A 14635-nucleotide genomic window follows, 5' to 3' on the forward strand; every position below is an offset into this window, starting at 1 on the left:
TGGCCCTATTCATGCATTGCGGCCGAATATCGTCGCGTGGAAGGGAGCCTCAGCAAGGGGAACCCACTGAGGATGCTCGATACAGCGCATGCGCTTTTGCAGCGCCAAGAGGGGCTGACACCGGAACAGCGCTGCGCTGTCGCTGACGGCTTGAAAGGATCCACACGCGTCTATTCGTTAATAGCGGCCTGGACGTTCATGTCCCTTTTACGCGACCGGCAGTATCGGGACGCGCTGAACCTGGCCCGCGCCGTGACAAGCCGGGATGGATTATTCCCCGCGCGCGTGGCGAAAGTCGGGTTTGAAATCGTCCGCCGGCAAGTTTCGGGCTAGATCGCTGGGCCTTTCCTGTTGCTATACCCTGTCGGATAGTCTGCCACATCTGTGTGTTTAGCGGTCTTTTGCGGCATCTTTTAGAACGGAACAAAAACGGGGAAAGATCGTTTGGAGAAAAATGGGGCGCATCCGTCGGTTGCAGCAATAATGCCGCTGGTGAGTCATGATCTCATGCCGCCGAAAGGATCGTAATTGTCAGCCACAATGCCAGAAGGCCATGGCTTAAAGTTTATGCAAGGTGGCGGCGAAACCGGTGCGTTGATGGCAGCGCAGGATTGGTCTCATTCGCCGCTGGGTAAACCTGGAACATGGCCGCAATCTTTACGGTCCGTGGTCGGCCTGATGTTGAATTCCAAATTTCCGATGTTTGTAGCCTGGGGACCTGAACTCGGTTTCTTGTACAATGACGCTTACTCGGAGTTGCTTGGCAGCAAGCACCCGCAAGCACTTGGCCAGCCATTCGCGCAAGTCTGGGCGGACATCTGGCCCGACATCGCGCCGCTGGTAGACGCGGCGCTTGACGGCGAAGCCTCCTATCATGAGAATCTGCCGCTGCTCACCACGCGCAAAGGGTTTGAGGAGGAAGCGTGGTTCACCTTCAGCTACTCTCCTGTTCGCGACGAAAGCGGAGCTGTTAGTGGGGTTTTTTGCGCAGTAGCGGAAACCACGGAAGCCATGCTCAACGAGCGACGCCAGCTATTCCGGCTGGAACTGGGGGAACGTCTTCGCCATATTGCTGATGCCGATGAAATCATAGCGGTTGCATCAAAGACCGCCGGTCGAGAGCTCGGGGTAAATCGTGTCGGATATGGCGAAATCGATGACGATGAACAGGTCGCTATCATTGCGCGCGATTGGACCGATGGTAGCATGGCAAGCATAGCGGGTCAGCACCGGTTGAACGATTTCGGTCCAGCCATCATTGCCGGGCTGAGGGCTGGTGCATCGATCTCAGTCGATGATGTCCTTACTGACCCTAGGGTAGCCGCTTCGGCCTTCACCCTCATCAATACGCGTTCCGTCCTCATTGTGCCCCTCATAAAGGACGGAAAATTCACTGCACTTCTGTATCTGCATCACCCATCTCCCCGCTGCTGGACAGAGGATGATAGGGACCTGGCTGCCGAGGTCGCGGAGCGCACTTGGGCGGCTGTGGAACGCTCTCGGGCCGAGGCGGGCTTACGGCAACGTGAGAGTCGGCTAAGAGCGATATTCAACCAGGCGACCGTCGGGTTTGCCAGAACCGATCTGTCGGGGAAGTTTTTGGAGCTGAACGATCGTTTTTGCGAGATGGTGGGCCACCCCAGGGAAGAGCTTCTCGGCCTGAAAATGCAGGACATCACCCATCCTGACGATCTGACGAATAATATGCCACTCTTTGCTACTGCAGCTGCTGGTGGTCCGCCGTTCGAAATTGACAAGCGGTATGTGAAGCCTGACGGGTCGACTGTCTGGGTGCGTAACAGCGTTAACGCTATCAGATCAGAAGACGGACAGGTCGAGGGCATTCTCGCAGTTTCAATCGATCTTACGAAAAAACGTTTGGCTGAAGCGCGGCTGCGTGAGAGCGAAGATCAGCTTCGGCGTGGCCTCGCGGCATCAAGGATGGTCGTCTGGAGCTTCGATCTCGTCAGTGGGCTTATTACCCGTTCGGAGAACGCAGACGAAATATTCGGGGCTGGATCCACTCCTGAAGACTTTTTTAGTCGGATGTTTGAGGAAGACGCCGAAGCTGATCGCGCCCGACTGAGTGCAGCTCTGAGCGGTGCCACAGCCAGGTACGAAAGCGAATTTCGTTACCGCCATCCAGATGGCCAGCTTTTCTGGTTGTACAACCAAGGTGAAGTCACGCGAAAGGCAGATGGCAAGCCTAAGATGATGTACGGCGTTTGCATTGATGTCACTGCTCGCAAGGAAGCCGAGCTTGGTATTATGGCGCTGAATGAAACGCTGGAACAGCGGATATCACAAGCCGTCGCAGCCCAGCGTGAGGTCGACGCGCTGTATCGCGCTTACTTTGAAAACACACCCGAGGCGCTTTTTGTCATTGGCGTTGAGCCCGATGGCGGCTTTGTTGTAGAGGAGACAAATCCGGCTCATGAAGCGGGCATTGGGCTCCGGTTGGAAGATATCAGAGGCCAGCGTATTGAGGACATCCTGCCGGAACAACTCGCTCAGGATGTGCTTAAGACATACCGGAATGTCGTCGAAACTGGTGCGATCTACCAATATCGGGAACAATATTACATCAAGGGCGCCACCAGCTATTGGGACACTTCCATCATACCGATGCGGAATGAGCAGGGTCGGATAACGCGCTTAATAGGCTCAAGCCGGGACGTTACCCGGCAGGTTGTTGCCGAAGAAACCTTGCGCCAGAGTCAGAAAATGGAGGCTATCGGTCAACTTACCGGAGGCGTCGCACATGATTTCAACAACCTTCTGACCCCGATTATCGGCGCGCTCGATCTTTTGAAGCGTCGCGGGGTTGGCGGTGAACGTGAACGTCAGCTTATGGATGCAGCCGCGCAATCAGCGGATCGCGCGAAAACACTTGTGCAACGATTGTTGGCCTTTGCCCGCAGACAACCATTGCAGGCCGTTCCTGTCGACCTTCGCACGCTAGTTGAAAACATGGCAGATCTGGTAGACAGCACCACTGGTCCCCAAGTGAGCGTTGTCGTAGACGTGGCTGATGCGGTACCCCCAGCGATGGCTGATGCGAACCAGGTGGAAATGGCGCTTTTGAACCTTGCGGTGAATGCGCGCGACGCGATGGCCGATGGCGGCACGCTCCTGATTTCATTGTCAGCCGAAACGATCGGCGATCAAAACACGCTTGGACTTAATCCCGGTGATTATGTTCGTCTGTCTGTTGAAGACAATGGCGTTGGAATGGACGATGACATCGCACGGCAAGCAATTGAGCCGTTTTTCTCTACCAAAGGCGTGGGAAAAGGAACCGGGCTTGGGCTTTCAATGGTTCATGGCTTGGCGGCTCAGCTCGGCGGCGCGCTTGAGATATCGACGCAAAAAGAGATGGGAACGAAAGTGAGTTTGCTGCTGCCGGTAAGCAGCACCACGGTTAAGGAAAATGTGTCGCAAGACGTCATTCGAACAGAAGCCAGATATGGTGGAACGGTGTTGTTGGTAGATGACGAGGCACTGGTACGGATGATGACTGCAGATATGCTTTCGGAACTGGGTTTTAGTGTCGTGGAAGCGCACTCCGCCGAACATGCCCTGGATCTGGTTGGGCAAGGGCTAAACCCTACGCTGCTGATGACGGATCATCTTATGCCGGGAATGACCGGACCAGAGTTGGCGCAAGCATTGCGCCACAATATGCCAGATCTCAAAGTTCTGATTATCTCAGGCTACGCCGATATCGAAGGCATGTCGCCTGATCTGCCTAGGCTGACGAAACCATATTTGAGCGAAGACCTCATTGCGGCGCTTGCCGATCTAGATATGCAATAACGCATATTTATATCACCAAGCGGGTTCCCAAATGAACTAACCGCGCCAGACTATTGGAATTACTCGCCGAGCTTATGCTTCAGGAAAAATCGGATCATTTCGCGACTGGCTTCGGGACCGCGAGGTTCGGTATATGAACCGCGCGGGCTACCACCTGACCATGCATGACCAGCACCTTTGACTAACCATTTTTCAAACATCGGCTTCCCGTTGTCATCGGATTGTACAGATTTTACATATTTCAGCCCGTTAGGGGAATTCTCAAAGCTAGTCATATACTGGTCCGACGGTCCCTGAAGATCAAATTGCGCCAATACGCCGTCCGCATTGGCCGGATTGACTGTTCGATCTCGATCGCCATGAAATACTATTGTCGGAACAGTCTGGCCTGATCTGGAACCCGCGACTTGGTTTGGGCCGCGCTTCATAGCTTTAAAAGCACTCGCTACATCGGTTGCCGCTCCAAATGGTAAACCTGAATGAACCCCTATTGCTGCAAAAAGTTCAGGATAAGTCATACCCAAAATCGCAGCCATTGCACCGCCCGCTGATAAACCTGCAACGTAAACGCGTGAGGCGTCAACAGCGTAGTCAGCAACGATTTCACGGACAATCCCGGCAATTAATGCAGGTTCGCCTGCGTCTTTTTGTTGGTCAGACGTCTTAAACCAGTTCCAACAGCCATTAGGGTTCGCGCTGGAAGATTGGGCGGGATAGGCAACGAGAAATCCTAATTCCTCTCCCAACTCATTCATCTGTGTGCCGGCCGCGAAGTCGTCTGGCGTTTGTGTGCAGCCATGCAGCATTATGACTAACGGCATTAACTCGCCCCCATGCCGCGAAGGTGTGAAAAGCTTGTAGGATCGCCGACCCAGATCGCAGGAATATTGTCTGTTTTCAAAATGCCCGGGATCGCACCCAACGCCCGACATGGGCTTGTGGCGGTTCGCCTCTTTTTGGCCTTCCCCTGATCTAGATAGCTTGAGACCAACAGATTGCGCAGCCCATTCAGCCTCGCGCAATGGAAGGGTCTTATCGGCCGAAGCATATGCCTTATTTTGCCCGGATAACAGTTGTTGAATTAAAGCTGTTGCTTCGAGAAGTTTACCAGATCGCGTTAATTTCTTAACTGCTTGCATACCGTCTAGCGAAGGTTTCATCGCACTATTCCTATATTAGGACACAATATATTGTGCACTGCAACATAATCAACCCGGCTGCCAGTTGTTCCCGTAAACTGCTTCAAAGTGCCTAATCGGCTCCGAAGTGAGCCACTGCAAATAAGCCACGAGTAAAAAATATTCCGCACCATGAAATTATAGATTTCCTATGGTAGTTGTTTATTTGTAAATCAATGTTATCGCGTGTAAAATAAGGAAGGGGGAAGGAAGGGCAAAGTTTGATTTGTTGAACGGGTCGAATGACTGACATGAGCCAGTAACCGCGATCCAGATTACCATGCCATATCCGTAACGCGATGAACAATTTTAACAATGAAAAACCAGTATCGTTAGATGCATTTGAAGCGGTCCGTGCAGGCTGGTCAAAGCACGTAAAGGCAAGTGTAGGCGCCCCATGGTACCGAACAGGCCGAGCCATTGCTTTAAGCCGACTGGTGCTCGCAAGTGTTTTCCTTCTTGCAATCTATGTGGACCCTTCTCAACCGACAGCGGCACCAAAATCGGCCTATTTTATTCTTGCGATTTATGTACTCATCGCCTTGGTCGCAGTAGTCACAGCTTGGCGCTCTTGGTGGTGGGATCATCGCATTGCGCGGCCGCTCCACGTCGTGGACTTATTGGTCTTTGCCGTCGTGGTTTTTGCGACCGATGGTTACACCAGCCCATTTTTCACATTTTCGCTGTTTCTGTTGCTGTCGGTAGCGATGCGATGGGGCGGGCGCGAGACAGCAATTACCGCCATTACAGTCAATTTATTGTTTCTATTCGCCGGACTGTTGTCCGGATTGTGGGAAGCGATCGAGATCGACCGTCAACGACTGGTAATTCGCGCAACCTATTTGGCGGTCCTGTCCGGATTATGTGTTTGGTTTACCTTTGATCGGGACAGGCTGTCCCGTCGGTTCCCGCTCGCCAACCGTCTTCAAGGCCCAGGAGAGCGTGACGACATGCTACATTTAATATGTGAGCATGTCGCGACGCGGACCGGCGCCACCAAGATCATTTGCGCGCAGCAAGATATGGCGGGTCAGTGGTATGAGATTTCCAGTCTGCCCGACGTGTGTGCTCCAACGCGGCTGACAGACGGTCAAGACATCGACGCGCTGGTTTCCTTGTTGTCGTCAGAACCGTTCCTGCTCGATCCGTCCACCGGTAGAATGCTGGTCGGGACCGGGCAAGCTGCCCGCGCCTGTTACGCTACCGCTAATTTGATCCGCTTCTGCGCGGGTCGGCATCTTGGGCATTTGATGTGCGTGCCTGTGTGCGAAGAGGATCTGAACTGCGTAATTCTTATCGATGGGTTAGAAACTCTGACGGCGGACGACTTGACGACAGGATCTGAAATTGCGGAGGAAATCGCCCTTTTTCACCGACAAATTAAGCTCAATATGTTGACCAAGCAGGCTGCAACAAACAGCGCGCGATTATCCGTAGGGCGCGACCTCCACGACAGCGTCGTACAAATCGTGGCAGCGATCTCGTTCCGTTTGGAAGGGTTCAAACGTTCCGGTATGACAGCAGCCGAATTAGGCCCGGAAATTGACGTTCTCCAGGACGAGCTCGCAGTAGAGCAACATCTGTTGAGAGACATGATAACTGAATTGCGCCAGCCTAGGGACGATCATGATGCCAGCGATACATATTGGCAGCTTTCTAACTTAACGGGTCGCCTTGGACGACAATGGGACATTGCGTGCCTCTTTCAAGGCGAGGGCGCAGGCCGCGTGAGTAGAGTGGTGGAGCGGGAAATGGAACAAATGATCCGGGAGGGGGTCGCTAATGCTGTCAGGCACGGCAACGCTGATCGGGTAACTGTTGACCTCAAGATGGCTGGGCATGAGATAATATTGGAGATTTCGGACAATGGTTCAGGATGGTCGGACGCCAACATGGCACCCCCATATTCGCTAAATGAACGCGCGAAGGCTCTCGGCGCAACCCTTGAAATTGTTGGGGACGCAGAGGGAACGATCATACGAATTTCATTTCCGGCGGGTGCCCTGGCGTGACGCGCGTAATAATTGCTGATGATCACCCCCTCATGCTTTCTGGCATTAGCGGCCTGCTCGCCAATAGTGCCTATGAAGTGCTGGCCCGGCTGACGAACGGCAGGGCTGCGCTTGCTGCCATCCTGTCTGAAAAACCGGACATTGCCATAATAGACAATTCCATGCCCGGTTTAACTGGCGTCGAAATTATCCGCGAAATACGCATTTCCGGGATTTCGGTGAAAATCGTACTTTTAACAGCCGACCTTAATGATGACGACCTGCTCGAAGCCGTTCTTTTGGGGGTAGAGGGAATCGTATTTAAGGCAGGGGGCGGCGGCGAGTTGATAGAATGTCTCGAACGCGTTTCGGCTGGATTACATTGGATTTCCCGTGACATACTCAACCGCGCTGCCAGGTTGAAAGAAGAGCGAGCCAAGGACCCCTATAATCAGCTTACGCCCCGGGAGCGGCAAATCACCGAGCTCGTCGCAGCAGGTTTGCGAAACCGTGCCATCGCCGACCAATGCGGCTTAACCGAAGGCACCGTCAAAGTATATTTGAACAGAATATACGAAAAGCTAGGCGTTTCCAGCCGTATGGAGCTCAGCGCCTTTCGTCGGTGATACGAAACGCTGCAGTGTTAATTTCTGCCTTTCGCCTTGCCCCAGTCCGGGACTCTCAAACGCCTTGTTATCGAAGGTTAATAGGCGACTCGAAGGCGAATCGTTAATGAAACCTTAACCGACCGGACGACCAGCGCACGGGCACGGTAATTAACGATAAGGGATGACAATTATGAAAAAAATGCTCTTTGCAGCGAGCCTCGCGCTCGCCACTATTTCAACTGCTGCCGTTGCTGCGGTAGAGTTTTATCCAGCGACAGGCACTGGCTTTGTTGGCAAGGGTGATGTTCAGCTTGCTCTGGGTTTGAACAATGCTCAGCTTCAGACTGCCACTGTGGCATTCACTTATAACAGCACAGTGGTTTCTGAAGTGACTTGGGAGTGCACAAACAGCAAAAATGAAAAAGTCCAAGACCGTGAACGTACTACTACGTCTTCTGTCCAAGGTGTTGTTGCTGCATCGGCGCGGGTAAAGAACCAGATCACGGGTTACAATCTAAATGGTTATAGCGAGTCATCTTCGTCTGGGTCCACGTCAGAAGGACCGGCGCTAAATTCGTGCCCTGATGACTCAGGTAATTGGTCTTTGACCTCGCCTGCTGGCAATCCAGAGATAGTAAGCAGCACTGGCGGCCTCTTTGTGAACGGCGTCGCGCTTTAATAATATCGTAAGGATTACTTACTCGCCCCCGGTAGATCAACGATCCGCCGGGGGTTCTTATATTTCTTGGACATACGTTGATTGCATACCAATACGATGCGGTAACCAATGTAATGTACGAAGCAGATCGACAACACTCCGATTGTCGGCACAGGGTTAATTCATGGCGGCTTCCTCACGACAGTCCTTCAGACTTTTTGGCGCACTACTATGTCTCTGTACCGCCTCCGCTGGTCAAAGCGAAGTATCCAACCCCGAAATAGTAGTCACCGCAACGCGCGAGCAGCAAGCGGCCCTGGCGGAACTTAAGCCTGAGCGAACTATCGACCAAGATGGCGTCCTTTCCTATGGTGCCAGCACAATAGGCGAGGTGCTTGAATTCGTCGCGTCAGAAAACGGGGACGCTGATGCACCTGTCATCTTCGTCAATGGTATCCCCGTCAAAGATCCCGGCGATATTACAGATTATCCTGCCGAAGCGATCTCGCGAATTGACGTACTGCCCCGCGGTGCAGGAGCCAGACTTGGCGCGGCGACCGATCGGAGAGCCTATAATATCGTTCTCAAACGGGTTTTTGCTTCAAACATTGGCACTATCCGCGGCCAGTTCGCGACCGATGGCGGCTATGCTGCATTTGGTGGCGAAGCCACTTTTTCGCGAATTGCAGGGCAAAGGCGTTTAAATGTCACATTTCGTGCGCGGGACGAGGATGAAATTCGCGAAAGCGAGCGAGGCTTGTTGCAGCCGACTGCACGGTTCCCCTATGCCTTGGCCGGAAATCTCTTCGCTGACCCGTCTTCCGGCTCGGTCGAGATCGATCCCGCTTTAAGCTCGGCCGCTGGCCAGATCATTACCCTCGCCGCCGTTCCGGCCAATAACCCAAATCCCACACTCGCGAATTTTGTTGCCACAGCAGGCCAACCGAACGTTACTGACCTTGGACAATATCGCACCGTGCGCCCGGCGCAACGGACACATGAAATGTCGTTGAGTGCGAATACGCCGCTGACAAGCTGGCTGAGCGCCTCACTGACCGGGAGGATTGAGCAAAACGCATATACTTCCCTCCAGGGACTTCGTGCAGCTGTCTTTGTCCTGCCGACCGACAGTCCCTTTTCGCCATTTACGCGGCCCGTGGCCATTGCACGCTATTTTGAAGAAGACCCCCTTGCTGGAAAGTCCAAATACCTCCGCGGAAACGTTGGCCTTGCACTGAATGCCACCCGCGGCAACTGGCAGATCACAGCAAGAGGGGATTATCGGTATAGCCGCTTCAAGTCCAAATCGCAGCGCCAGCGCCAGTCGCCGACGACGCCGATCCTTCTTGACGTCAGCGCCCCTAATCCCTTCGGGGAGCTATCCAGCGGGCTCGTCGACTTATATCTGGATCGCTCCAGCTCAACCAACAAGAACAGCGCGTTTGCGTTGTCCGCCACGGGCCCGGTCGTTAATCTCCCTGCAGGGCCGGTACGCGCCAATCTCAATGCTTCGCTGCGCCATATCGGTCAGTCCGGCTTTAACGAAAATCCGTTCTTTTCCTCAAGCCGATCGCTTGATCGTCATGAGCGCGCTGGCCAAGCCAGCATTGAAATTCCCTTGACCAGCCGTGAAAACAAAACACTGGCCGCCGTTGGTGACCTGTCGGTCACGCTGGATTATGGCATCACTGATGTCCGCAAACTGGGAGCTATCCGGCGTCATGGCGTCGCATTAAACTGGCGCCCCATCGAGCGGATCACCCTGCAAGGTTCGCTGAATAAACAACGGTTACTGCCTGAGGCAGAACAGATCGGCGAGGCGGTTATAGTCAGTGAGGGAGTTCGTTTCTTTGACGTTGTCACTGGAGAAACACTTGACGTCAGTCAGATCAGTGGCGGAAATCCGGACCTACTTCCGGAAAAAGTCCTTACACGCAGACTGTCGGCGACCGCGATGCTGTTGCCCCGCATCAACCTCCAGTTTAACGCGGAGTATCTTGCTACGAAACGCAGCAACCCCATATCTTCGCTCCCGCCTACGAGCATCGATCTTATCGCGGCATTCCCCGAACGTTTCATACGCGACGCTGACGGACGACTGGTCACCGTCGATGCGCGCCCGGTCAACTTCGAGCGCCGTTCGAGCGAACAGTTCCGCTGGGGCATTAATCTCGCTGCTCCCTTATATGATATCACACCTTCACAAGCCCCATCAGTTCGTGGAAAATCAAGGCCACGACTTCAGGCGTCAATCGGGCATAGCATCAATCTGGCCGATCAGCTGGTTGCCCGGCCAGGCTTCTCGGTCGTGGACCTGCTTGACGGAGGTGCAATCGGCTTTGGCGGCGGGGGAACGCGGCACACGGTCGATGCCGGTGTAAACCTGAGCGACCGGGAAGTCGGAATAAGGTTGAACGCGTCTTGGCGAAGTGCTTCACGCCTCAATCTTGGCACCTTGTCCGCCCCCACCCAATTGCGGTTTTCATCTCTTGCCTTAGTAAACATCCGAACTTTTGCGGATCTCCAGCAACTGGGCGCAAACGAAAAATGGCTTAAAGGCACCCGACTCTCTTTTGGCATCACCAACGCATTTAACAAACGCCAGCGAGTGATCGATAATGAAGGAAATACTCCCCTGCGTTATCAACGCGGTTATCGGGACCCGGTAGGACGCGCTATCGAAGTCGAGATTCGAAAGGCCTTTTAAGGGTATCGCTCAGACCACTGCCAGCGACGTGCTTTCAACTTCCTGACGACGCCGGGTCTACCCCGTTACGAGGGTATCTGCTGTCATGACGAAATACACTTGTCCGCGCCCTTTATGAATGACACAGTCCGCTGGAGAATATCGCCATACGACATGTTGCGCCCAATAAGGTAACCCGATAGACCCGCCCAAGCTATCTGAAGGGCTCTTTTATGTTGCGAACTGCCGTCTTTATCCTTTGTGCATTTTCAACCCCTGTAGCCGCGGAAACATGGCAACCAGACGAAGCTGCGATGCGCGGGCACGTAGGATTCCTTGCCAGTGACGAAATGAAGGGACGCGAGGCTGGATCGCCGGAATATGACATCGCGGCGCGCTATGTAGCAGCCCAATTCGAAACCATGGGCCTGAAACCTGCAGGTGCCAAAAACAGTTTTATCCAGCCTGTGCCGCTCGTGACATTTCGTGCCGCTGACAAAGGCAGCATTTCGTTAATCAACGGGTCAACGGAAACCGCGCTTGAATTCGGCGTGGATTATTTTCCCGGAACCACTCCACTGGCGTCTGAAATCAACCTCAACGCGCCGATGGTCTTCGCAGGCTTCGGTGTCGTTGCGCCGAATTTTAAACGCGATGATTATGCAGGTATCGATGTGAAGGGGAAAATCGTCGTATTGCTTGCAGGTGCCCCGTCGACTCTTCCAACTGAAGAACGTGCGCATTACGCGAACACCGTGAGCAAGCGCGAACAGGCCGCAAAGCGTGGTGCCGTCGGTATCATTGTCGTAGATACCCCTACCCGCGAAAAGGTGTCTGCCTTCACGAAGCGTGTTCGCAACTGGCGCTATCTTGGTGCAACTTGGACGGATACGAGTGGCACCCCGTCTTACCCCGGCGGCACAGCGCCCGTAATTGCCTCTGTTAGCCTGGTGGGAGCGGCAAAATTGTTTGCTGGCATACCCGGGGGCGCGGACGTGATCTTTGCCGCGTCGGAAAGCAAAGCAAGCAACCCTAAGCGCATGGCGCTGCCTACACTAGCACGTGTTGCCATCAAGACAGAGATCAACACGGTGATGAGCAGCAATGTGGTTGGCTTGTTGGAAGGCTCCGACCCCAAGTTGAAAGACGAGGTAATCGTTCTATCAGGTCACCTGGACCACACAGGCATCTGCCCCGAAGTGAAAGGCGACACGATCTGTAACGGCGCGATGGATAACGCCATGGGCATTGCGTCGATGATTGAGGTTGCACACGGATTTAAACATCTGAAAGCACAGCCTAAGCGTTCAATCCTGTTTCTTGCGGTGACGGCTGAGGAAAAGGGCCTCGTTGGCGCTGACTATTTCGCGCAAAACCCAACCACGCCAAAGGCGAACCTTGTGGCCAACGTCAATCTTGACATGCCTATCGTCACTTATGACTTTATCGACGTCGTTGCCTTTGGGGCGGAGCGCTCTTCCATCGGCCCCGCTGTCGCCCGTGCGGGGGCATCCATGGGTATTGGGCTTGTTCCCGATCCACAGCCAGAAGAAGGATTTTTCACCCGCTCTGACCATTATCGATTTGTGCAACAGGGCATTCCCTCGGTATTCCTTGTGACCGGTCCGGGAGGTAACGGGAAGATTGCCAGCGCGGAGTTCCTCAAAACAAATTACCATCAGCCATCGGATGACATGAACCTCCCAATCGATTGGGGCGCAGCAGCAAAATTTGTCGGCCTCAATCTCGCAATCGCACGTGATCTTGCCGATGCCTCCGACCGGCCACGTTGGAATAAGGGCGATTTCTTTGGCACGCTTTACAATGGTTATGGGGCAGCCGGGGAATAAACACTGCTTAAAGATCTGTCTTTGAGAGCGGTGGTTTGCACGACTGTTATTACTATCCTGGATACGGCTTTATACTTTTCGACAGGGTAGGACGCCGCTGCCCGATGTGCGATCATCATCGTCGCTATTGGGGCGAAAGGCGTTATTACCACTACTTTGAATAGCGCAGTCGTAATGGTGACAGCAGAGGCTACAACGGTCGTCAGCGCGGCTACCTATGATGTCATTTCAAGCATGAATAGCAGATCCGAAACCATTGATGAATCGGTGCCCAATGCTGACAGGAATAATCGGGATGGCCGGCTTTAAGTGCGCAGAAACCGCATGGGTCAATGGCAGGGCGGCGAAGGGAATGCTGCTAACGCGATATCTGTACCCATTCTAAAAACTTTGCAGGGACATCGTACGCTTCCCCTACCACTGGCGCAAATTTGACATGGTCAACTCACTAATTATTAAGCCCGCTGATATCCTTTCCCAGCATGTCTTTGACATAAATGCGTCGTACCGCAACAAATGCGACAACAGTTAAGGGAGCAGCGAGCAAAATCCCAAGAAATCCGAACAACATCCCAAAAGCGAACAGTGCAAAAAGGAGAACCGCGGGTGGCAAATCAACGGCGCGCTTCTGGATCATTGGAAGAATTAAATAACTTTGAAGTTGCTGGATTACTATAAACAATAGCAGCGTCCACAGGGCTGTCATTGGCGAAACAGTAAAGGCAAGCAAAACCGCAGGAACGCCTGCAATAAACGGACCAATCATCGGAATAATGTCGAGCAGTCCCGCAATTATCGCTAACCCGCCTGATGCCGGGACGCCAAGAAACATGAGTCCAACCCACGTCAACGCGCCGACGAACAGCGAAGATACGGCTTGACCTAACATCCACCCTGAAAGTCCGTTTCTGGCATCGTCCAGTGCTGCTCCTACAGAGTCTTCAGCCTTTTCAGGCAGCAATAGCAATAATCCTCGTCGATACACATCGGGGCTACTCGCCAGAAAAATTGCCCCAACGAATACTAATATAAAATCTCCCAAACCACTGCCGGCCGCGATCGCATATCCGCCCGCCCGCGAAATTAACTCCGATGCATCGCTTGAACCACGGCTAATTAAACTGCGCAAAGGATCGCCAAACCCGTATCGGTCGAGAAACACTTCGAAGCCTTTTAACGCTGTGGGCAGTGTCTTTTGGAGTGTCGTAAATTCACTGGCAATTTGGGTACCAAAAAGCGCAAACGCTCCAGCAAATAGAAGGATCAGCGACAACACCGATATTGAAAGCGCAATATTCTGACTAATTCCTGTTTTGCGCCGGATCATTTCAGCCAAAACACTAAAGATAGAAGCAATGGTTACCGACGCAAAAACAAGCAACAGCAGCCGCGACAATTCGACCATCAATAAAGCTACGCCTATAACGGCTACAACTATCGCCGTCGCCCGAGCGATTTGAGCGGATGGCATTTTCCCTGGTTTCTGCGCAGCACGCTTTGGAAGATCAGTCACCACTGGAGCCTTTGAGATAGCTTACATTTGATGCTGGATATGCTGGACAATTTGCGACAGTTTAGCAACGAAATTACGGCGACTGAACGACGTGCCTCAACTGGGATTGCAAATGTCCTTGATCAAAATGGAAGCTGTCGTTTTATTAAGGTTCCAACATTACCGTTCAAAAATTAATCTGAACCACCCCAACCCGAACTGCGTTTTGAGAGTATGGTATTGTTTTTTTGCAATTTTTCTGTGCAGATATTCGCAGTGCGGGCCAGTTTACGTTCGTGTCCGCGCACATCATTAGGATCAAACCAATCGCATGTCAGATTTCGCTGGGCAATACC

At 53.1% G+C, this 14635-nt stretch carries 9 protein-coding genes; 7 read left to right on the forward strand and 2 right to left on the reverse strand.

Translation table 11 applies throughout. The features are described from left to right. Together ACK4S7_RS11660 and ACK4S7_RS11665 are read left to right on the forward strand one after the other, a co-directional pair. Window positions 1–333, forward strand: a 333-nt coding sequence (locus ACK4S7_RS11660) for a hypothetical protein (RefSeq protein WP_409646991.1), incomplete at its 5' end; no start/stop codon positions are given. A 195-nt stretch (window positions 334–528) separates the two neighbouring features. Then, window positions 529–3816 carry a PAS domain S-box protein gene (locus tag ACK4S7_RS11665; protein ID WP_409646994.1) on the forward strand — a complete coding sequence of 1096 codons (3288 nt, stop codon included), beginning with the start codon at window positions 529–531 and terminating at the stop codon, window positions 3814–3816. Window positions 3817–3875: 59 nt separating this feature from the next. Here the strand turns inward: ACK4S7_RS11665 and ACK4S7_RS11670 are convergent, their stop codons facing one another. Further along, on the reverse strand, window positions 3876–4976 hold the full coding sequence (locus tag ACK4S7_RS11670) for an alpha/beta hydrolase family esterase (protein ID WP_409646996.1): 1101 nt from the start codon (window positions 4974–4976) through the stop codon (window positions 3876–3878). 317 nt (window positions 4977–5293) lie between these two features. Here ACK4S7_RS11670 and ACK4S7_RS11675 point away from each other — a divergent pair, with 317 nt between their 5' ends. From ACK4S7_RS11675 to ACK4S7_RS11695, 5 genes are all read left to right on the forward strand, one after another. Further along, on the forward strand, window positions 5294–7006 hold the full coding sequence (locus tag ACK4S7_RS11675; protein ID WP_409646998.1) for a sensor histidine kinase: 1713 nt from the start codon (window positions 5294–5296) through the stop codon (window positions 7004–7006). Continuing rightward, window positions 7003–7611, forward strand: coding sequence for a response regulator (locus tag ACK4S7_RS11680; RefSeq protein WP_409647001.1), 609 nt, complete (start codon window positions 7003–7005; stop codon window positions 7609–7611). The genes ACK4S7_RS11675 and ACK4S7_RS11680 overlap by 4 nt, the downstream gene beginning before the upstream one ends. A 172-nt stretch (window positions 7612–7783) precedes the next feature. Next, window positions 7784–8272, forward strand: coding sequence for a hypothetical protein (locus ACK4S7_RS11685; protein ID WP_409647004.1), 489 nt, complete (start codon window positions 7784–7786; stop codon window positions 8270–8272). 163 nt (window positions 8273–8435) lie between these two features. Beyond that, entirely contained in the window at window positions 8436–10958 is a 2523-nt protein-coding gene (locus ACK4S7_RS11690) for a hypothetical protein (protein WP_409647007.1), read from the forward strand. Window positions 10959–11251: 293 nt separating this feature from the next. Beyond that, on the forward strand, window positions 11252–12787 hold the full coding sequence (locus ACK4S7_RS11695) for a M28 family metallopeptidase (protein WP_409647010.1): 1536 nt from the start codon (window positions 11252–11254) through the stop codon (window positions 12785–12787). Between the two features lie 448 nt (window positions 12788–13235). Here ACK4S7_RS11695 and ACK4S7_RS11700 read toward each other — a convergent pair whose 3' ends face one another. After that, complete coding sequence (locus ACK4S7_RS11700) at window positions 13236–14300, reverse strand: AI-2E family transporter (protein WP_409647012.1); 1065 nt, start codon at window positions 14298–14300, stop codon at window positions 13236–13238. Between the last annotated feature and the right edge of the window lie 335 nt (window positions 14301–14635).

Origin of the sequence: Sphingorhabdus sp., assembly GCF_046292425.1 — a bacterium.
Classification (GTDB): Bacteria; Pseudomonadota; Alphaproteobacteria; order Sphingomonadales; family Sphingomonadaceae; genus Sphingorhabdus_B.